Source organism: Novosphingobium sp. AAP93 (genome assembly GCF_001296055.1).
GTDB lineage: Bacteria > Pseudomonadota > Alphaproteobacteria > Sphingomonadales > Sphingomonadaceae > Novosphingobium.
On record NZ_LJHZ01000029.1, the window covers coordinates 163,306 to 183,387 of the forward strand.

The 20,082-nt window shown below is 66.3% G+C and carries 20 protein-coding genes and 1 tRNA gene; 9 read left to right on the forward strand and 12 right to left on the reverse strand.

The features are described from left to right. Window positions 1-190: 190 nt before the first annotated feature. Window positions 191-265, reverse strand: a tRNA-Gly gene (locus IP83_RS06940). Between the two features lie 193 nt (window positions 266-458). On the opposite strand from IP83_RS06940, the gene IP83_RS06945 reads away from it, so the two are divergent. Further along, a complete protein-coding gene (locus tag IP83_RS06945) occupies window positions 459-1,367 on the forward strand; it encodes a tetratricopeptide repeat protein (protein WP_054121467.1) in 909 nt (302 codons plus the stop codon). Between the two features lie 4 nt (window positions 1,368-1,371). Continuing rightward, window positions 1,372-1,998: an LON peptidase substrate-binding domain-containing protein gene (locus IP83_RS06950; RefSeq protein ID WP_171955462.1), complete on the forward strand. Its 627-nt coding sequence runs from the start codon at window positions 1,372-1,374 to the stop codon at window positions 1,996-1,998. A 1-nt stretch (window position 1,999) separates the two neighbouring features. Here the strand turns inward: IP83_RS06950 and IP83_RS06955 are convergent, their stop codons facing one another. The 7 genes from IP83_RS06955 to IP83_RS06985 all read right to left on the reverse strand — a co-directional run bounded on the left by IP83_RS06955 (window position 2,000) and on the right by IP83_RS06985 (window position 6,984). After that, window positions 2,000-2,620 carry a MarC family protein gene (locus IP83_RS06955; protein WP_054121468.1) on the reverse strand — a complete coding sequence of 207 codons (621 nt, stop codon included), beginning with the start codon at window positions 2,618-2,620 and terminating at the stop codon, window positions 2,000-2,002. Window positions 2,621-2,624: 4 nt separating this feature from the next. Then, complete coding sequence (locus tag IP83_RS06960; protein WP_054121469.1) at window positions 2,625-3,377, reverse strand: hypothetical protein; 753 nt, start codon at window positions 3,375-3,377, stop codon at window positions 2,625-2,627. A gap of 46 nt (window positions 3,378-3,423) precedes the next feature. Then, a complete protein-coding gene (gene folD, locus IP83_RS06965; protein WP_054121470.1) occupies window positions 3,424-4,317 on the reverse strand; it encodes a bifunctional methylenetetrahydrofolate dehydrogenase/methenyltetrahydrofolate cyclohydrolase FolD in 894 nt (297 codons plus the stop codon). 24 nt (window positions 4,318-4,341) lie between these two features. Further along, complete coding sequence (locus IP83_RS06970) at window positions 4,342-4,641, reverse strand: YggT family protein (protein ID WP_054121471.1); 300 nt, start codon at window positions 4,639-4,641, stop codon at window positions 4,342-4,344. 153 nt (window positions 4,642-4,794) lie between these two features. Continuing rightward, window positions 4,795-5,268 carry a hypothetical protein gene (locus IP83_RS06975; RefSeq protein ID WP_054121472.1) on the reverse strand — a complete coding sequence of 158 codons (474 nt, stop codon included), beginning with the start codon at window positions 5,266-5,268 and terminating at the stop codon, window positions 4,795-4,797. 37 nt (window positions 5,269-5,305) lie between these two features. Beyond that, window positions 5,306-6,244 carry an acetylglutamate kinase gene (argB, locus tag IP83_RS06980; RefSeq protein ID WP_054121473.1) on the reverse strand — a complete coding sequence of 313 codons (939 nt, stop codon included), beginning with the start codon at window positions 6,242-6,244 and terminating at the stop codon, window positions 5,306-5,308. 44 nt (window positions 6,245-6,288) lie between these two features. Next, a complete protein-coding gene (locus tag IP83_RS06985) occupies window positions 6,289-6,984 on the reverse strand; it encodes a queuosine precursor transporter (RefSeq protein ID WP_054121474.1) in 696 nt (231 codons plus the stop codon). Between the two features lie 87 nt (window positions 6,985-7,071). Here IP83_RS06985 and IP83_RS06990 point away from each other — a divergent pair, with 87 nt between their 5' ends. Beyond that, window positions 7,072-8,322 (forward strand): NupC/NupG family nucleoside CNT transporter, encoded by a 1,251-nt coding sequence (locus tag IP83_RS06990; RefSeq protein ID WP_054121475.1) that lies wholly within the window; start codon window positions 7,072-7,074, stop codon window positions 8,320-8,322. A gap of 4 nt (window positions 8,323-8,326) precedes the next feature. After that, the gene (locus tag IP83_RS20140) at window positions 8,327-8,725 is read left to right on the forward strand and encodes a hypothetical protein (protein WP_156309610.1); all 399 of its coding nucleotides are present in this window, start codon (window positions 8,327-8,329) and stop codon (window positions 8,723-8,725) included. Here the strand turns inward: IP83_RS20140 and IP83_RS06995 are convergent. Beyond that, window positions 8,690-9,616, reverse strand: a complete 927-nt coding sequence (locus IP83_RS06995) for a hypothetical protein (protein ID WP_054121476.1) — start codon at window positions 9,614-9,616, stop codon at window positions 8,690-8,692. The genes IP83_RS20140 and IP83_RS06995 overlap by 36 nt on opposite strands. A gap of 53 nt (window positions 9,617-9,669) precedes the next feature. Beyond that, entirely contained in the window at window positions 9,670-12,240 is a 2,571-nt protein-coding gene (gene mutS / locus IP83_RS07000) for a DNA mismatch repair protein MutS (RefSeq protein WP_054121477.1), read from the reverse strand. Between the two features lie 220 nt (window positions 12,241-12,460). Between mutS and IP83_RS07005 the strand changes: the two genes are divergently transcribed. The 4 genes from IP83_RS07005 to IP83_RS07020 all read left to right on the forward strand — a co-directional run bounded on the left by IP83_RS07005 (window position 12,461) and on the right by IP83_RS07020 (window position 17,086). Continuing rightward, window positions 12,461-14,098, forward strand: a complete 1,638-nt coding sequence (locus IP83_RS07005; RefSeq protein WP_054121478.1) for a hypothetical protein — start codon at window positions 12,461-12,463, stop codon at window positions 14,096-14,098. A 93-nt stretch (window positions 14,099-14,191) separates the two neighbouring features. Next, a complete protein-coding gene (locus IP83_RS07010; RefSeq protein WP_054121479.1) occupies window positions 14,192-16,453 on the forward strand; it encodes an NADP-dependent malic enzyme in 2,262 nt (753 codons plus the stop codon). 67 nt (window positions 16,454-16,520) lie between these two features. Next, a complete protein-coding gene (locus tag IP83_RS07015; RefSeq protein WP_054121480.1) occupies window positions 16,521-16,784 on the forward strand; it encodes a CopG family ribbon-helix-helix protein in 264 nt (87 codons plus the stop codon). Window positions 16,785-16,786: 2 nt separating this feature from the next. Next, on the forward strand, window positions 16,787-17,086 hold the full coding sequence (locus tag IP83_RS07020; RefSeq protein WP_054121481.1) for a type II toxin-antitoxin system RelE/ParE family toxin: 300 nt from the start codon (window positions 16,787-16,789) through the stop codon (window positions 17,084-17,086). Between the two features lie 298 nt (window positions 17,087-17,384). Here the strand turns inward: IP83_RS07020 and thiS are convergent, their stop codons facing one another. Continuing rightward, a complete protein-coding gene (gene thiS / locus IP83_RS07025; protein WP_054121482.1) occupies window positions 17,385-18,365 on the reverse strand; it encodes a sulfur carrier protein ThiS in 981 nt (326 codons plus the stop codon). A gap of 39 nt (window positions 18,366-18,404) precedes the next feature. After that, complete coding sequence (locus tag IP83_RS07030) at window positions 18,405-18,791, reverse strand: MerC domain-containing protein (RefSeq protein WP_054121483.1); 387 nt, start codon at window positions 18,789-18,791, stop codon at window positions 18,405-18,407. 133 nt (window positions 18,792-18,924) lie between these two features. Between IP83_RS07030 and IP83_RS07035 the strand changes: the two genes are divergently transcribed. Then, window positions 18,925-19,995, forward strand: coding sequence for a COX15/CtaA family protein (locus IP83_RS07035; RefSeq protein ID WP_231624947.1), 1,071 nt, complete (start codon window positions 18,925-18,927; stop codon window positions 19,993-19,995). Window positions 19,996-20,082: the final 87 nt, after the last annotated feature.

Below are 20,082 nucleotides of genomic sequence, written 5' to 3' on the forward strand. Positions count from 1 at the left end.
AACCGGCGCGATGCTCCTTGATGCCCGTCAAATCGCGAACCAGCGCCGCCGCGGAAGCCCTCGCAGGCCCCCTCCCGAGTTTTCGCTCAGGACTGTGTCAACCGTGTCAACCTGATCAGGATAGGACGCGAGAATCGCGGAGGCTAGCCCGTATGGCCAACCGGAACGACTGCGATGTGAGGAGAGAAACTGGAGCGGGCGAAGGGATTCGAACCCTCGACCCCAACCTTGGCAAGGTTGTGCTCTACCCCTGAGCTACGCCCGCTCGTGCGTTTCGGATCGGGCTGCCAAAAGGCCCCCGACCGGGGTGAAGCGCGCCCTTAGCTTCCCTCCGTGGCCTGCGCAACAGCAAAAATGCGTCTCGGTGGCATCCCGGCCCTGCTTGCCCGCAAATGCCCTTGCCGAATGCCCCTCGCTTCCCACATGGGGGAAAGACTATTCAGTGCGGAGACCATCCAGTGGCAAGCCTCGGCCTCAATCTAGAAGAACAGAAAGCGGTGGACCGCTTTCGCAAGGCCGTGGTCGAACCCTCGATGACCAAGCTGGTCGTGCTCGATTTCTGGGCGGAATGGTGCGGGCCGTGCAAGGCGCTCACCCCGGTGCTCGAAAAGGTCTGCGGCGAATATGCCGACAAGGGCGTCGTCCTCGCCAAGATCAACGTCGATGAGGAACAGTTCATCGCCGCGCAGTTCCAGGTGCGTTCGATCCCTACTGTCTATGCCATGTTCCAGGGCCAGCCGGTGGCAGACCTCACGCCTGCGCGGAGCGAATCGCAGCTGCGCCAGATGCTCGACCAGATGATCGCCCGTCTGCCCATCCGCGGCGGGGAGGAGCCCGAGCAGGATATCGCCCCGTTGCTCGCGATGGGCGAGGAAGTGCTCGCCGGCGGCGACGGCGAGCGCGCAGTCGGCATCTTCTCGCAGATCGCCGAAATCGCACCCGACAATGCCGCCGCTCACTCCGGCCTGATTCGCGCGCTGCTCCTGGCGGGCGACAAGGCGGCGGCCGAGGAAGTCCTCGCCTCGCTCGATCCCAAGCTGGCGGAAGACCAGGCGCTGGCACAGGCCCGCTCTGCCCTCGCGCTAGCTGCCGATGCGCCCGAACCCAGCGAACTCGACGGCCTGCGCGCCGCCGTCGCCGCCAATCCGGGCGACATGGACGCGGAACTCGCGCTCGCCAACGGCCTCTACGCCGCCGGTGATCGCGACGGGGCCGCCACTCTTCTACTTGGCATGGTCGCCCGCGACCGTGCGTGGAACGAAGGCGCCGCCCGCACGCGACTGCTCCAGATCTTCGAAGCCATCGGTCTCGAGGATCCGTGGGTCGCCGCCACCCGGCGCAAGCTCTCCACCGTGCTGTTCGGCTAGGCGCATGGGTCAGGACACCAAGACCTTGCGCCTGTCGATCTTCCCGCTGACCGGCGCGCTGCTGTTCCCCGGGTTGCAATTGCCGCTGCACATCTTCGAGCCGCGCTACCGGGCGATGATTTCCGATTCGCTGGTGCGCGATCGGCGCATTGCGATGATCCAGCCGCAGGGCCAGTACGAAGGCGCGCCGCTGTTCCAGATCGGCTGTGTCGGCAAGATCGGCGAAGTCGAAGCGATGGAGGACGGGCGCTACAACGTGATCCTCGAAGGCATTTCCCGCTTCCGGCTGCTGCGCGAACTCGATGTCACGACGCCGTTCCGCCAGGTCGAGGGTGAGCTGATCGAAGACGACGCGGGCGCCAGCCTCAGCGCTGTCGAGCGCGCCTCGTTCGAGCGCGAGGCGCGCCGCTTTGCCGAAGCGCAGGGCTATTCGGTCGATTGGGATTCGGTCGGCCGGCTCGACGATGTCTCGCTGATCAACGGCGTCTCGCAGATCGCGCCGTTCGATGCCGCTGCCAAGCAGGCCCTGCTCGAAGCAGACAACCTGACCGCGCGCTGCGAGCTGCTGGTTCAGCTCATGCAGTTCTTCGGGCGGCGCGATTCCGACGATGGCCGGGTGACGCTGCAGTAATTCAGAACTGCGCTTTCAGCCCGTCGATCACGAACTGCGCCGCCAGCGCGGCCAGCAGCACGCCGAGCAACCGCGTGATCACCGCTTCCACCTGCGAACCCAGCGCGCGGATGATCGGCCGCGCGGCGACGAGGGCGATGAAGCTCAGCGTCATCACCGCGCCCAGCGCGCCGAGGATCACCAGCGTTTCCTGAAGGCCCTTTGCGCGCGCCGTGAGCAGCATGACCGAGGCGATCGAGCCCGGACCCGCCAGCATCGGCATGGCCATCGGGAAGACCGAGACGTCCTCCACATGCGGCTGCTGGCTGCGTACTTTCTCCGCGCGCTCCTCGCGCCGTTCGGTGCGCTTCTCAAACACCATGTCGAGCGCGATCATGAACAGCATGATCCCGCCCGCGATGCGGAAGCTGTCGAGCTCGATGTGCAGCGCGCCAAGCAGGTCCTCGCCGAACAGGGCGAACACGATCAGGATGCCGCTGGCGATCAGGCATGCCCGCAAGGCCATGATGAAGGCCTGCCGGGGCGTGGCGTTGGCAGTGAGGCCAGCATAGATCGGTGCGCAGCCGGGCGGGTCGATCACCACGAACAGCGTCGTGAAGGCGGAGAGGAACAGCGCCAGCATCGTCCTATCCTTCGTTCTTCGCGACTTCGGTGCGCTTCAGCACCTCGTTCATCTTGCCGTCCTGCCACATCCACACCGTCCACTCGCGTGTCCCGCCGGGGAGCACCGTCGAGCGCCAGGCAATCGTGCCATCGATCGAGCGGCCATCCTTGCTGTCAGCGCCTGCGGGTGCGTTCAGCGCCGGGATCGGGCCGGGCAGCGGGCGCAGCGGTGGCGGGGCCGCCTTGGGCACCTTGGGCGGGGGCGGCGGATCATCCGCCAGCGGATCGCGGCGCGGACGCGGCACGCAGTCCGCCACCTTGCCGGTGATGAAGTCGGCGCCTGCCAGCGGTGCGGCAAGGTCCCCGCCCTGATCGAGCACCCACTTGTAGTCGCCCTTCTTCTTCTGGCGCTCCCAAACGGTGGAGAACCAGCCATATCCCGCCCCGGCCTGATAGCCGCCGAAGGTCACGCCCGCGCTGCCGTCGCAGCTCATCCACACCGAACTGGGCTGCCACTGCACCGCCTGTGGCGGATTGGCGCGGCCCTTGAGCCACGCCTTGGCGAGCGTCCGCTGCGGCACGAACATTTCCGCCTCGTCGGTCGCGGTCTCGGCAAAGGCCGTCCACTGCCCCTTCTCGCGCGCCAACCGCGCAAAGGCGCTTTCCGCCGCGATCAGCGCGCTGGGATTGCCGATGGGGGTTATCGCCGGACGGATGTCCTGCGCGGCCAAAGGCAGGGCGCTAGCCAACAGGACGAGGGGGAACAGCCGCTTCATGCCGCCCTGCCTAGAGCAGGCGGGCGGCAATAGAAAGGCAGGCGCCTCAGATCGCGTCCGCCGCCAGCTCCAGCCCGGCATTGCGGTAGGCTGCGACGAGCGCATTGCGCAGCAGCACGGCGATGGTCATCGGGCCGACCCCGCCCGGGACCGGCGTGACGGCACCGGCAACCGCCATGGCGCCGGCATAATCCACGTCGCCCACAAGCCGCGTCTTGCCTTCCTCGGCCGCCGGCACGCGGTTGATGCCGACATCGATCACGGTTGCGCCCGGCTTGACCCAGTCCGCCTTGACCATTTCCGGACGGCCGACCGCCGCGACCACGATATCGGCGCGGCGCACGACTTCGGGCAGGTCCTTGGTGCGGCTGTGCGCGATGGTCACGGTGCAGCTTTCGGCCAGCAGCAGTTGCGCCATCGGCTTGCCGACGATGTTGGAGCGCCCGATCACGACGGCATCGAGGCCCGAAAGCGAGCCCAGCCGGTCTCTCAGCAGCATCAGACAGCCCAGCGGCGTGCAGGGTACGAAGCCAGGCTGGCCCACCGCGAGGCGGCCAGCGCTGATCACGTGGAAGCCGTCGACGTCCTTGTCGGGATTGATCGCGGAAATCACCTTCTGCTCGTCCATGTGCTTCGGCAGCGGCAACTGCACGAGAATGCCATCGACAGCGGGATCGACATTCAGCTGCTCGACCAGCGCAAGGAGATCGGCCTCCGGCGTCTCGGCCGGCAGCTTGTGCTCGAAGCTCGCCATGCCGGCTTCCACGGTCTGCTTGCCCTTGGAGCGGACGTAGACCTGGCTCGCCGGGTCCTCGCCCACCAGCACCACCGCAAGGCCCGCCTTGCGCCCGGCCTTGGCTTCGAACGCGGCGGCAAGTTCACCCACCTTGCCACGCAGGTTCGCGGCAAAGGCTTTTCCATCGATGATCGCGGCAGTCATTGGGGTACTCTCTTGAGGGGGGCTTCAGATCTGCAGCGCCAATTGACCGATGAAGCCCACCAGCTCGGCCAGCAGGCTGAGGCCAAAGATCACTACCATGGGTGAAAAGTCGATCCCGCCGGTATTGGGCATAACCCGCCGGATCGGATCGAGAATCGGGTCCAGAATTGCGCTGAGCGCAGTGTTGAGCGCGGAGACGAACTTGTTGCGCATACTGACGACATTGAATGCGACCAGCAGGAACAGGATGAATTGAACGATGACGACTGCTCGAACGATGCCAATGAGCAGGAGTATGGCATTGATCAGTTGGTAGAACAGCATCACGCATTCCCTATGTCAGCAAGGAGCCACGCTCCTAGCCGACCCTCTCCCCGCCCCACAAGGGCTCCCTCGCCGAACGGCCGACGGCGCCGGACAAACTTGTATGTGTTGCATACAAATTTGTCCAGCAGTTCTTCGGGAAAACAAGCAATCTCAGGGCACGAGTGTGGTGCTCTCGATGTGCCAGCGCAATTGCTCCGGAGTGGCGCCTTCGATGTCGTTGACCCGCCGCATCACGACTTCGCCGGTGATCACGCGCTTGCCGTCGGTGATCGTCACCGGCGCGGTGTAGTAGGTCGAACCGGCCGCGCCCTGGCTCTGCCCCTTGCTGGGCGTCACCCTGGGATAGTGCAGGCCGGACCAGCGCACTGCGAAGTCGGTCTCGGAAAGAGCGCTGCGTGCCCCCTGATCGCCCCAGAACGCGCGCACGGTCGTCCAGTCGCGCGCCTCGATCGCATCGCCCCAGGCGCGCAGGACCACGTCCGGATCCCGCGAGCTTGGCGGACGGGCGGGCGCAGGTGGCGACGGCACTGGCGAGACGGTCGCTTCCGGCGGAGACGCCGGTGCCTGATCGTGGCAGGCACCAAGGGCCAGCAGGTAGGCGGCGGACAGAATGCGGAGGTTCATCAGACCCAAACGCCTTGCCGAGCCGCCGGTTCCCGCGTCACGCGCGGATCAGCGTGCCCGCGCCGCGTGCGGTGAAGATCTCGATCAGCATGGCATGCGGTACGCGCCCGTCCAGCACGACCGCCGCCTCGCATCCGGCTTCGACCGCGTGGACGCAGGTCTCGAGCTTGGGGATCATGCCCCCGCTGATCGTGCCGTCCTCGGCAAGGCGGGTGATGTCTGCTGGCGTCAGGTCGGTCAGCAGGCGGCGCTCCTTGTCGAGCACGCCCGGCACGTCGGTCAGCAGGAACAGCCGCGCCGCGCCGAGCGCCGCTGCGATGGCGCCTGCCATGGTGTCGGCGTTTATATTGTAGGTCTCGCCGTCCTCGCCCACGCCGATCGGGGCGATCACCGGGATCATGTTGGCAGCGGTGATGGTGTCGATCACCGTTGTGTCGATCCGCGCCGGTTCGCCTACGAAGCCGAGGTCGACGACGATCTGCTCGCCGCTGTCCTTGTCGTTGATCGCCTTGGGCGCCTTCTTGGCCTCGACCTTGCGGGCGATGACCATGCCGCCATCCTTGCCGGAAATGCCGATGGCCTTGCCGCCCGCGCGGGCGATCCAGCTGACGAGTTCCTTGTTGATCGCTCCCGCCAGGACCATCTCGGCGACTTCGGCGGTCTGCTTGTCGGTGACGCGCAGGCCATCGACGAACTGCGATTCGATGCCGAGTGCCTTGAGCATCCGCCCGATCTGCGGGCCGCCCCCATGGACGACGACCGGATTGATGCCGATCGCCTTCAGCAGCACGATGTCCTCGGCAAAGTCCTGCGCAAGTTCAGGATCGCCCATCGCGTGGCCGCCATACTTCACCACAAACGTCTTGCCCGCATATCGCTGCAAGTAAGGCAGCGCCTCGGTCAGCGTTTCGGCCTTGGCGAGCATCGCCTTGTGGTGGGCGGCGTCGTCTGCGGTGGGTTCGTGCGTGGTAGCCATGACGGCCTGCGCTTTGGACCAAGCGGCGCGGCGGCGCAATATTTCTAGCGCTGGCCGTCCAGCTTGCGGCCCAGCTGCACGAAGACCCAGATCAGCGGCGGCACCATGATCGTGGACAGCAGCAGCTTGGAAGCGATCTGCCCGGCCATGATTTCCCCGATCGGCAGCGGCACGCCGGCGGCGTCCTTCACCCCGGCGAACGAGATGGTGATGAAGATCAGCGTGTCGACCATCTGGCTCAGCAGGCTGGCGATCCAGGCGCGCAGCATAAGCAGTCGGCCGCGTCCGCCCGCAAGGCGCGAGAACACATAGACATTGAGCGTCTGCGAGGTGCCGTAGGAAATGAGCCCCGCAAACTGCATCCGCGCGCCCTGGCCGAGCAGGCGGGCATAGGCATCCTGATCGCCCCAGAACGGCGCAGGCGGCACCACGTTGATCACAAAGGTCAGGAGCAGCATCGAACAGATCAGCGGCACGAAACCGAAGCGCACCAGCCGATTGGCGACATCCTGCCCGAACAGCTCGGCCACCGCGCTTGCCATCACCACCAGCAGCAGGAACGCGAAGATCCCGCTTTCGACCGCCAGATCGCCGACCAGCGGCCAATGCCCCAGCGCGGCGATCTTGGTGCCGAGCACGCCGGCCAGCACCACGAGCCCGCCATAGAGCAGCGAAAAGGCGAACAGGGAGGTGGGAATGCCCGAATTGGGAGCGGTTGCGGCGTGCGGCTTGTCTTGCATCCACAACGGTTAGCGGGATTTTGACCCTGCGCCAAATCCCGTTTAAGCCATGCCGGACTTGGTCTTCAGGGGAGCGGCAGGCCCGCGATGCGCGTTTTGATGAGCCTCGCCGGCATGGCGCTGATTCTGCTGATTGCTGTCCTGCTTTCCTCCAACCGGCGGGCGATCAAGCTGCGGGTGGTGGGTCCCGCCTTTGCGCTGCAGGCGGGGTTTGCCGCGCTCGTGCTTTACTTTCCGCCAGGCAATGCCGCTTTGCAGGGCGCGGCGGCGGGGGTCGAGGGGCTGCTCGGATATGCCAAGGCGGGCGTCGCATTTCTGTTCGGGCCGCTCGCCGATCCGGCCATCGGCGGCCGCAGCTTCGCCATCGCCGCGCTGCCGACCATCGTGTTCTTCGCGGCGCTGATCTCGATCCTCTACTACCTGGGCATCATGCAACTCGTGATCCGCTGGATCGGCGGTGGGCTCGAGGCGATCACCGGCATCAGCCGCGTCGAGGCGCTGTGCGCGGCAAGCAACATCTTCGTCGGCCAGAGCGAATCGCCGCTCGTCATTCGCCCCTATCTCGCCAGCCTCAACCCCTCGCAGATCTTCACCGTGATGAGCGTGGGCATGGCCGGCGTCGCGGGGACGATCCTTGCCGCCTATGCCGCGATGGGCATCCGGGTGGACTACCTCGTCGCCGCCGCGTTCATGTCGGCGCCGGGCGGGGTGCTGATGGCCAAGCTGATCATGCCGGACATGCCTCCGATGCCCGAAGCGCCCGCCGATGCGGACCTGCCCAACCCCCACATCGCCGTCTCCGCGCCGGACGAGGAGCGCCCCGCCAACCTCATCATGGCAGCAAGCCAGGGCGCGCAGACGGGCGTGCGTCTTGCCGTGGCGGTCGGTGCGATGGTGCTCGCCTTTGTGGCGCTGGTGGCCATGGCCAACGGCCTGCTCGGCAGCATCGGGGCGCACATCGGCTATCCGGGCCTTTCGTTCGAGCAGATCCTCGGCGCGATCTTTGCCCCCGTATTCCTCCTCCTCGGCGCACCCAACTGGGCGGAGGCGGCGCACGCGGGAGGCCTGTTCGGTACCAAGATCGTGCTCAACGAATTCGTTGCCTTCATCGATCTCAGCGCGGCGAAGGACCTCAGCGCCCACACCGTTGCCATCGTGACATTTGCGCTGTGCGGTTTCGCCAATTTCAGCTCGATCGCGATCCAGATGGCGGTTTCGGGCAGCCTTGCGCCCAACCAGCGTCCTGTGATCGCCAAGCTTGGCCTCAAAGCACTGGCGGCGGGCGCGCTGTCCAACCTGATGAGTGCAGCGCTGGCGGGGCTGTTCCTGAGCGTATGAGATCGTGAGCATCCGCGGTCCGATCACCGCCGGACTTGCTTACGGTTTGATCGGCTTTGCGCTCGGGCTTGTTTTCGGCGTCGTCCGAACTCTTTTCGTTGCCCCTGCCATAGGCGCATTTGCTGCGGTTGCCGTCGAAACCGCGCTTCTGTTGGCAGCCTGCTTGCCGCTTGCCAGCTGGTGCCTCCACAATTGGCAGTCTGCCCGGCCAGCTTATGCCCTTGTTGCCGGTGTGGTCGGGTTTGCCGCTCTCATGGCCTGCGAAGTAATGCTCGGCTTGGCCCTGGGTCAGACTTTGCAGGACATACTTGCTGGGATGGCGCGTCCGCCCGGCATGCTGGGGCTGGCGGGCCAGATCGTATTTGCTTTACTGCCTGCCGGTCTTGCGGTGTCGAGGAAGTAACTGCCGCGCGATCAGCGGCAGCCCCAGCAGCACGAACGGCGCGGCCATGAAGCCCCAGTAGCCGTTGTCGGGCCGTCCGAAGACGGTGAGCGCCGCAAGGAAACCCGCGCTGCCGACGGCGGCAATCCGTTCCATCTCGCCGCCCCAGCGCAGCATCGCGGCAAGCGACGCCGCCACCAGCGCCAGCACGAGCGGCCCGGGCAGGCCGGTCAGCACGAGATTGCGGCGCAGCGCGTCGATCACCAGCGGAAGGCCGCCGAAGCGTACCCAGCCGGGGGAGGTGAGGTCGCCGGGCTGGACCTGTGCGGCCACGAATTGCGCGTGCACCAGCCAGAGACCGGCGGCCAGCGCGATGGCTGCTGCTGCCATTCCGGCGCGTTTCCAGTCGCGTTGCCACAGGCCATGGAGAACGATGGCTCCCAGCCACGCCAGCGCTGTCTCGCGCACCAGCACCGCCAGCAACGCGAGCCCGATCATCAGCCATGGCCGCCGATAGGCCGCCAGCGAGAGCATGATCAGCAGCACGCTCCACTGCTCGTGCAGATAGACGTTGTCCGGAAAGAATGCGCCGAACAGTCCTGCCACGGCCAAGGCCACCACACTGAGTGCTTCGACAGGCGGGCGGTCGGACAGGCTTTGTCGCAGCGCGATGAGCGCACCGAACAGGAGGGCGATCAAGGCTGCGGTGCGCGTTCCGGTGTTCGGAAACAGCGCAAGCCACCAGGTCATCGTCGGCGGGCGCACGGCGAGCGCAGGCTGCACCGGGTAGGAGCGCTCGCGCTGCGCAGCCATTGTTGCGGGATAGAAGTTCTCGCCTGCCCGGACGCGCTCGACCACGGTGCGATAGAGTTCCTGATCAAGTTGGATCGGCTTTTTGGGCGCACCGGCCATGGCTGGAATCGCTAGGCAGGCAAGCAGCGCCAGCAGGAGCGCGCGCCACGCCCTCACAGCTCGCGCTTCAGATCATAGAGGAGATCGAGCGCCGCGCGGGGGCTCAGCGAATCGATGTCGATCGTGGAGAGCTTCTCGCGCAGTGCATCGACTTTCTCCTCAGCCGCTTCGATCGCGGCCGCGAACAGCGGCAGGTCATCGAGCCCCGCCGCCAGCCCACCCGTCGCGGCGCGGCCCTTCTCCAGCCGGTCGAGCACCGACTTGGCGCGCTTGACCACCGGTGCGGGAACGCCCGCCAGCCGCGCCACGGCCAAGCCATAGCTCTTGTCCGCCGGCCCCTCCGCCAGTTCGTGCAGCAACACCAGATCGCCCTTCCACTCCCGCGCCCGCACATGGTGGAGCGAGAGTGCGTCGCAGGTCTCCGCCAGCCGTGCGAGCTCGTGGTAATGCGTGGCGAACAGGCAGCGCGAGCGATTCACTTCGTGTACGGCCTCGGCCACCGCCCAAGCGAGAGCGAGTCCATCGTAGGTCGAGGTGCCGCGCCCCACTTCGTCGAGGATGACGAAACTGCGCTCTCCCGCCTGCGCAAGGATGGCAGCGGTCTCGACCATCTCGACCATGAAGGTGGAGCGCCCACGCGCCAGATTGTCCGCTGCGCCGACGCGGCTGAACAGGCGGTCGACAATGCCGATCTCGGCGGCCTCGGCGGGCACGAACCCGCCCGCCTGCGCCAGGATCACGATCAGCGCGTTTTGCCGCAGGAAGGTGGACTTGCCGCCCATGTTGGGGCCGCCGATCAGCCATAGCCGGTCGCGCGCGGTCAGTTGGCAGTCGTTGGCAACAAACCGCTCGCCGCGCGCCGCGAGCGCGGCCTCGACCACCGGATGCCGCCCGCCGCGAATGGAAAGTGCTGTATCTTCGGAAAGGTGCGGCAGGCACCAGGCCCCTTCCGCGGCGCGCTCGGCTTGCCCGGCTGCCACGTCGATCCGGGCGAGCGCCGCCGCCGTTGTCGCAATCGCTTCGCGCGCCGCAATCGCGCGGGCGGTCAGGTCCTCGAAATGCGCTTCCTCCGCCGCGAAGGCGTGCCCGCCTGCTTCGGCGATCCGGCTCGCCTCCTCGTGCAGCGCCAGCGCATTGAAGCGCACCGCGCCTGCCATGGTCTGGCGGTGGGTGAAGCCGCTATCGGGCTGCATCAGCCGGTCGGCATGGCGCGCGGGGACTTCGATGAAATAGCCCAGCACGCCGTTGTGCCGGATCTTGAGCGAAGGCGTGCCCGTCTCGTCGCGGTAGCGCGCTTCAAGCGCCGCGATGGCTCGGCGTGAATTACCGGCGGCATCGCGCAGGGCATCGAGCGCCGCATCATAACCCGCCGCGATGAAGCCGCCATTGGTGCGTTCGGTCGGCGGGGCGGGGACGAGCGCGCGACTGAACAGGTCGATCAGGGCACCGTGACCGCCCAGCGCGGGGAGCAAGGCATCGGCCAATTCCGGACGGTCGCTTCGCGCAGCGAGCAGGGTCAGCAACCGTTGCGCTTCGCCCAGCCCATCACGCAGCTGCCCCAGATCGCGCGGGCTTCCCCGGCCTGCCACGATTCGTCCCAGCGCCCGACCCACATCAGGCGCGGCGCGCAGCACGGCGCGCAGATCACCGCGCAGCAGCGGATCATCATGCAGCCAGCTGACGAGTTCGAGCCGCGCCCGGATGGCGGCAAGATCGGTCAGCGGCGCCGCCAGGTCCTCCGCCAGCAGCCGCGCGCCTGCGCTCGTCACGCAGCGGTCGATGGCCTCGATCAGGCTGCCCTTGCGCCCGCCGCCGCTGGCGGAGAGGATTTCGAGGCTTGCGCGGGTCGCTTCGTCCATCGCCAGGAAGGCGCGCGCCTCGCGCACCACCGGCGGCAGCAGCAGCGGCAGGCTGCCGCGCCCGACATGCTCGAGATAGTCGATCAGCCCCGCTGCCGCCGCCAGCATCGCCCGGCTGAACGTGCCGAAGCCGTCGAGCGTCGCGACGCCATGCAACGCCATCAACCGGTCCGCACCGCGCTGCGAATCGAACGCGCGGGCAGGACGCTCGCCTGCCTCTGGCAGATCGAAGCCGCATTCCTCGGCCATCACGAGCTCGGTCGCGCCGAGGCGGGCGAGCGCCGCAAGCAGCAGCTCGGGCGCGCATTCCTCCAGCTCCATCCGCCCGGTCGAGATATCGCAGGCGGCGATCCCCGCCACATCCCGCACCTTGCACACCGCCGCCAGCACATTGGCCCGGCGCGGTTCGAGCAGGGCGTCTTCGGTGAGCGTTCCTGCCGTTACGAAGCGGACGATGTCTCGCGCGACCAGTGCCTTGGAACCCGCACGTTTGCGCGCTTCCTCGGGCGTTTCGGTCTGCTCGGCAATGGCGACGCGGCATCCGGCGCGAATCAGGCGGGCAAGATAGCTCTCGGCCGAATGGACGGGCACGCCGCACATCGGGATCGGCGCGCCGCCATGTTCGCCCCGGCTGGTGAGCGCGATATCGAGCACGCTGGCGGCGATCTTGGCGTCCTCGAAAAACAGTTCGAAGAAATCGCCCATGCGGTAGAACAGCAGGCAGCCTTCAGCCTGTGCCTTCAGCGCCAGATATTGCGCCATCATCGGAGTTGGGGCATGGGAGTTCACAGCGGGTGTGGCTAGACGAGCGCCGCGAGTTTCTCAAACGATCGACACCGGATATCGACACTCAAGTCGTAAATGGTCCGGGCATAGGCTGGGCGGATGCTGCGAAGGGTCTTGGGGGGCGGGTGCCTCCAGGGGTCTTGGAGATGGTCAGAGGGGCCATCCCGGCTGACGCCGATGCGAAAGTGAACTGGGGTTGATGCAAGTCCGCGAGAAGACCTTTGCGATGAGCCTGCGCGGCCTGTGGGAACGCACGCTCGCGCTGCCATGGCTCAGCCTGCCGGGCATCACCGTCATCGTGCTGCTGGTCTGCCTGCCCTTCGCGCTGGTCGAAGTGCCGCCGCTGATCGACGTGCCCGGCCACATGGGCGCTGCCGCGATCGAGGCGGCGCGCCCGGGCAATCCGCTGCTCAAGTACTTCTCGTGGAAGTGGGTCTTCACGCTCAATATCGGCGGCGACGTGCTGGCAAAGCTCATCGGCGCGCAGTTCGGCATCCTCGCGGCCGGATGGTGGAGCACGGTGCTGGCGACCGGCCTCTTCGCCGGCGGCTGCCTCGCGACGATCCGCGTCCTCAATCCCAAGGGTGGCCACGGCGCGCCCTGGGCCTTGATGTTCGTGTTCAGCTTCCCGCTGCTGACCGGCTTCCTCAACTATATCCTCGCCACCGGCCTTTCGCTGATGGCCTTCGCCGCTGCGGTCTGGCTCGAAGACAAGCCCAAGCAGCGCGCGGCCTTGCTCGTGGTCGCGCAGCCTGTTGCCATGCTCTGCCATGCCATCGGCGGCCTGCTGCTGGGGCTGCTGGTGGGCGCCAATGCCTTGGGCCGAGAGATCGACCGCCTGCCCGCCGGCTGGTGGCGCCCATCCGAATGGCGGCGTCTGCGCGATGAGCAGGACTGGCGCGCGATTGCCAAGCGGCTGTTCATCCTGTGCTGGCCGCTCGTCGCCACGGTCGTTACGATAATACTCTGGAAGTTCCTGTCGCCCGATCCTGCGCGCAGCATGAACCGCTGGCGGTGGGACCAGAAGGCCTGGTACTTCGTGCTCACCCTTCGCGATCAGTCGCTGCTGCTCGATGGCGCGACGACTTTCGCCTGCTTCGCGCTGATCCTGTTCGGCTGGCTGCTCGGCGCGCGGTGGAAGTGGCAACTGGGCCTGCCGGGCTTGCTGGTCTTCCTGCTGTTCGTTGCCATCCCCAGCGATATCAACGGCAGCAATTTCGTCGATGTGCGCCTGCTGCCGGTCGCCTGCATGCTCCTCCTCGGCCTGCAGGATTGGAGCGCTGTCTCCATCGACCGCGCGCGCAAGATCGCGGTGATCGGGGCGCTGTTGCTTGGCACGCGGCTGGTCGTCACCGCCGCCAGCTTTGCCGATTATGCCGACGACTATCGCAAGCAGCTCTCAGCGCTTCACCATGTCGAGCCGGGCAGTCGCGTCCTCGCCTTTGTCGAGCATTCCTGCCTCGAGGAATCATGGCGCAACACACGGCGTGATCATCTCGCCAGCCTTGCCAGCCTCTACCGGCAGGCCTGGGTGAACGACAATTGGGCTGTGCCAGGCCTTCACATGGTGATCCCGCGCTTCCGTCCGGGCCGCAACTTCACTGCTGATCCTTCAGAATTCGTGTGGTCGCGCGCCTGCCGGGGAGGCCGCCTGCGCAGTGTCGATACAGCACTCAAGTATGCGCCGATCGAGCGCGTCGATTACGTCTGGCTGATCGATACCGGCATGCCGCGCCATCCGGATTCGCGGCTCCAGCTCGTCTGGCAGGAAGGCCGCAGTCTGCTTTTCGCGGTCCGGCCCTTGGGTTTTCCGAACTGGCGCTCTAAGGACCTGTAACCAGTCCGTGCTCGCGGCGCGTACCCGCGGCAAGGGCTTTGCCATAAGGCTCCTGCGGGGCCACTAACGCCGCGCGCGCCAAGGGGGAATTTGATGACCGACGAGAGCAACGTCCGCTTCACCGAACGTGAGGCGCTGTTCTATCACAACACAATTCGCCCTGGTAAGATCGAGATCATCGCCTCCAAGCCGATGGCGACGCAGCGCGATCTGAGCCTCGCCTATTCGCCCGGCGTCGCCGTCCCGGTCCGCGCCATCGCGGAAAACCCTGCCACCGCCTATGACTACACCGCCAAGGGCAACCTCGTCGCGGTCATCTCCAACGGCACCGCCATCCTCGGCCTCGGCAATCTCGGCGCGCTGGCCTCGAAGCCGGTGATGGAAGGCAAGGCGGTGCTGTTCAAGCGGTTTGCCGACGTCGATTCGATCGACATCGAACTCGCCACCGAAGACCCGCAGGCGTTCATCGATGCGGTCGCGCTGATGGAGCCAAGCTTCGGCGGCATCAATCTCGAGGACATCAAGGCGCCCGAGTGCTTCATCATCGAGCAGGCGCTGAAGGAGCGCCTCAAGATCCCGGTGATGCATGATGACCAGCACGGCACCGCGATCATTTCCGCCGCCGGCCTGCTCAACGCCTGTTTCCTCACCGGCCGCAATCTGGCCGACGTCAAGGTTGTCGTGAACGGCGCGGGCGCTGCGGCGATTGCCTGCACCGAGCTGATCAAGGCGATGGGCGTGCGCCACACCAATGTCACCATGTGCGACAGCAAGGGCGTGATCTACATCGGCCGTGCGGGTATCGACCAGTTCAAGTCCGCCCACGCCATCGATACCCCGCACCGCACGCTGGAAGAAGCGATGGAAGGCGCCGACATCTTCCTCGGTCTTTCCGTGCAAGGCGCGGTCACGCAAGAGATGGTCAAGAAGATGGCGCCGCAGCCGATCATCTTCGCGATGGCCAATCCCGATCCTGAGATCACCCCGCCCGAGGCCCGCGCGGCGCGGCCTGATTGCATCGTCGCCACCGGCCGTTCGGACTATCCGAACCAGGTCAACAACGTGCTCGGCTTCCCCTTCATCTTCCGCGGTGCGCTGGATGTGCAGGCCACCACGATCAACGAGGAAATGAAGATTGCTGCCGCGCGGGCCATCGCCGAACTGGCCCGCGAGTCGGTGCCCGAGGAAGTGGCCGCCGCCTATGGCCAGAAGCATACGTTCGGGCTCGATTACATCATCCCCGCGCCGTTCGATCCGCGCCTGATGGAAGTCGTCTCTTCGGCCGTCGCCAAGGCGGCGATGGATTCGGGGGTGGCGCAGAAACCGATCGAGGATTTCAACGCCTATCGCACCCAGCTCAAGGCCCGGCTCAATCCCACCACCGGCGCGCTCACCAGCGTCTACGAGCAGGTCAAGGAGAACCCCCGGCGCGTCGTCTTTGCCGAGGCGGAGAACGAAGTCGTGCTGCGTGCAGCGATCCAGTACCGCGATTTCGGCTATGGCACCCCGGTGCTGGTCGGCCGCACGCAGGCTGTCCACAACCTGCTGACCGAACTCGGCGTCGGCGATCCGGACAGCTTCGAGATCCACAACTCGGCGGTCTCCCCGCTCGTGCCGGAAATGGTGACCTACCTGTACGAGCGGCTGCAGCGGCGCGGCTTTATGGAGCGCGACGTACGGCGCATGGTCAACCAGGACCGCAACGTGTTTGCCTCGCTGCTCGTCGCGCTCGGCCACGGCGACGCCATGATTTCAGGCATGACCCGCACTTTCGCGCAGACGATCAAGGAAGTGCGCCAGGTGCTCGATCCCAAGCCCGGCAGCCTGCCCTTCGGCATCCACATGATGATCGCGAAGAACTACACCGTGTTCCTCGCCGATACGACCGTGAACGAGCGCCCGAACGCGGCGGAACTCGCCCATATCGCGACCGAAACCGCCGCCGTCGCTCGCCGCATGGGCCACGAACCGCGCGTGGCGTTCCTGTCCTACTCCACCTTCGGCAATCCGAGCGGGCGCTGGCTCGACGATATCCGCGCGGCTGTGGCGATCCTCGACGAACAGAAGCCCGGCTTCGAGTACGAAGGCGAAATGGCGCCCGATGCCGCGCTCAATCCGAAGGTCATGGCCAGCTATCCGTTCAGCCGCCTTTCGGGTCCGGCCAACGTGCTCATCATGCCCGGCCTGCAATCGGCCAACATCTCCGCCAAGCTGCTGCGTGAACTCGCTGGCAACGCGGTGATCGGCCCGATGCTGATCGGCATGGAAAAGCCTGTCCAGATCGCGGCGATGACCTCGATCGCGCCGGATATCCTGACGCTGGCGGTGCTGGCGGCGGCGGGGGTCGCGGGCTGATCGCAAACCTGGATTGAAGACGTCGCACGCTGTGTTACATTGTGCGCGCAATGCAGGAGCGCGCGCCATGAATGCCAGCACGACATTGACGATCCGGGTGACCCCTGATCTCAAGGAAAAGCTGGGTCGGCTGGCGCGAAGCACCCGCCGTTCCAGCTCGTTCCTCGCGGTGGAGGCTGTCGAAGCCTATGTGAACCGCGAACTGCAGATCATCGAGGGCATCCAGCAGGGGCTTGCCGATATGCATGCGGGCCGCGTGATTCCGCACGATGAAGCAATGGCGGAGGCCCGCCAGATCATTGCCGACGCGCAGCAAGCAAAGACGGCCTGACGGTGCGGCGCGTCGTTTGGGCAACCAGCGCCAAGGACGATTTTCTGGCCATTGTGCGCCACATCGCCGCCGATGATCCCGGCGCTGCCGAACGCGTGCTTGCAGCGATTCAGCAAACCGGAAACGCCCTCGCCGATTTCGCTACGGGCCATCCGGGCCGGGTTGCGGGGACCTACGAGAAGTCCGTCGCCCGGTTGCCCTATGTGATTGCCTATGCGCTGGGGGCCGACGAAACGGACCTGACCATCCTTCGCGTGATCCACACCTCGCGGAATTGGGTAGCTGACCACTGGCCGGAATGAGATCACACCTTGCCGGGGTTCTCCCAAGCTCGCGCGGTTCGGTTCAGGGCGCAATGGAAGGTCAGCGAAGGCGGCAAACGGCCTCAACTGGCGCGGCTGGACTTGGTGGGAAGCGGACAATTCCACCAGCACACTGCCCGTCGGCCCGTGCTTGACACGGGCCTTGGCTTTTCCTTTCAGGCCGGGCGTTAAAAGAACAGCCAAACCCCGTGTCAAGCACGGGGTGACGGTGGGTTTTTGGTGGCGATGGTAAGCCGTGATGTCCGCAAGTGGGCGATTCCGGACGGGAGGAACTGGATCAGATCAGCCCCGCCAGCGGACTGCTCGGATCGGCGTACTTGCGCGTCCCCATCCGCCCTGCAAGGTAGGCATCGCGCCCCGCCTCGACCGCCGCCTTCATCGCGCGGGCCATGCGGATCGGGTCCTTGGCTTCGGCAATCGCGGTGTTCATCAGCACGCCGTCGCAACCCAGTTCCAGCGCCACAGCAGCATCGCTCGCGGTGCCCACGCCCGCATCGACCAGCACCGGCACTTTCGCGCCTTCCACGATCAGGCGAATGGTTACGCGGTTCTGGATGCCGAGGCCCGAACCGATCGGCGCGCCCAGCGGCATGACCGCGACCGCGCCTGCGTCTTCCAGCTGCTTTGCCGCGATGGGATCATCGACGCAGTAGACCATCGGCAGAAAGCCTTCCTTGGCTAGCACTTCGGTTGCGCGGATCGTCTCGACCATGTTGGGATAGAGCGTGCGCGCCTCGCCCAGCACTTCGAGCTTTACGAGGTCCCAGCCGCCCGCCTCGCGCGCCAGCCGCAGGGTGCGGATCGCGTCCTCGGCGGTGAAGCAGCCGGCGGTATTGGGGAGGTAGGTGATCTTCTTGGGGTCGATGTAGTCCGTCAGCATCGGCGCCTTGGGGTCGCTGACGTTGACCCGCCGCACGGCGACGGTGACGATCTCCGCGCCCGAGGCTTCGACCGCCGCCGCGTTCTGCGCGAAGTCCTTGTATTTGCCGGTGCCGACAATCAGGCGCGAACGGAAGGTCCGCCCGGCCACCGACCACGTATCGTCTTCCTGCCCACCGCCCACGAAATGCACGATCTCCAGCACGTCGCCGTCCGCGATGGTGACGGCAGACAGCGTCGAACGCGGGACGATTTCGCCGTTGCGCTCCACGGCCACCTTGGCCGGATCGAGCTCGAGGCTGCGGACGAGATCGGCAATCGAACCGGGCGCGGCGCGGCGCGGTTCGCCATTGAGAGTGAGGGAAAGTTCGGTCGACATACGCCGGGCTTTAGCGCCCGCAACGCAGCGCGCAACCCGTCAGCAGCCGCTCCGACGCAGGTTGACAATATGGGCAGAGGCCACAAGCACCACGCCGCAGATCGTGAGCAGCGCTTCGCCGGTGCCGTGGTCGCTGACAATGGCGGCGGCCATCAGCGCGAGGCCGGTGGTGCCGAGCGCCAGCGGCAGGCGGTGCCCATGCTTCAACGCACCCGCGCCGATGGTGACCATGCCGACAAGGAACGCCGCAACCAGCCCGAAACGGTGAATCGCCGGATTGAGCAGCACGCCGCCGCCGAGGCCCAGCACGCCGATCAGGAACAGCCCCGCGACGCAGTGCACCATGCACAGCCCGCTGATCAGCACGCCCAGCCGGTCAAACCGGCCGCGCACGATATCGGCGGAGGAGTCTGGGCTTTCGTTCATGACGGCGGCTATATGTAATAGTATCACATAACGCAATGCTCATCCGGCGCTCTGGCGATTCCCTTATTCCCACGGGCGATCCTGCCCCCATTGGCGCTTGCGTTTCAGCGCCTTGGCGCGCAGAGGCGCGGCCATGGATGCAGTAGCCATGGCCCCGGCCCGAAACCGCACCGCCGCTCCCGCCCCCCTCGCGCTGGCGCGCTGGCTCCTCGTCGTCGCTCTGATGATCATTGCCATCGTGGTGGTGGGCGGCATTACCCGACTTACCGAATCGGGCGTCTCGATCACCGAATGGAAGCCCGTCTCGGGCGCGCTTCCGCCGCTGACCGAGGCGGACTGGCAGGCCGAGTTCGCCAAGTACCAGCAGACGCCGCAGTATGTGCTGGTCAACGGCCCGGCTGGCATGACGCTCGCCACCTACAAGTTCATCTTCTTCTGGGAATGGGTGCACCGCCTGCTCGCCCGCGCCATCGGCATGGCCTTCGCACTGCCACTCGTATGGTTCTGGCTGCGCGGGCAGATTCCAGCCGGTTACAAGCCTCGCCTGCTCGCGCTGCTGGCCTTGGGTGCGTTGCAAGGTGCTATCGGGTGGTGGATGGTCAAGTCCGGCATCGTGAACGACATCAAGGTCAGCCACTTCCGCCTCGCCGCGCATCTGCTGGTGGCGCTCACCACGCTGGCGGGCGTGGTCTGGACCATGCTCGACCTGCACGCTTTGGCTCGCGGCGAACCGCGCGCGAAGCTGACCGGTTTTGCCGCGCTCGCGCTCGGCATGCTGCTGATCCAGCTGTTCTACGGCGCGCTGCTTGCCGGCATGCGGGCAGGGACCGTCGCGGGGGGCGGCTGGTTCAACTGGGATGTCTGGCCACTGATGCAGGGTTCGTTCTTCCCTGCCGGGATCGAATGGTCGCTCGGCGCGACGCACGCCTTCTTCTCCGATCCCTATCTCGTCCACTTCATCCACCGTTGGTGGGCCTGGGCCGTGGTCGCGGTGCTCGTCGTGATGGGCCGCAAGCTGCGCCGCGCTGGCGCGAGACCGGTTTCGGTCGCGATCCACTCCGCCTTCGGCACCCAGATCGTGCTCGGCATTGCGACGGTGATGAGCGGCGTGACGATCTGGATTGCCGTTCTCCATCAGCTCACCGGCGCGCTCCTGGTGGCCTGCACCGCATGGGGGGCGCACCGCCTCGGCAAGCAGGGTTGATTTCGATCCGCTCATGCGGATTGCGGCACCGGCCCGCTCCCCCGCCCGGCCACCCATTCAGGGTACTCTCGTGGGTGGCCGGGCGGG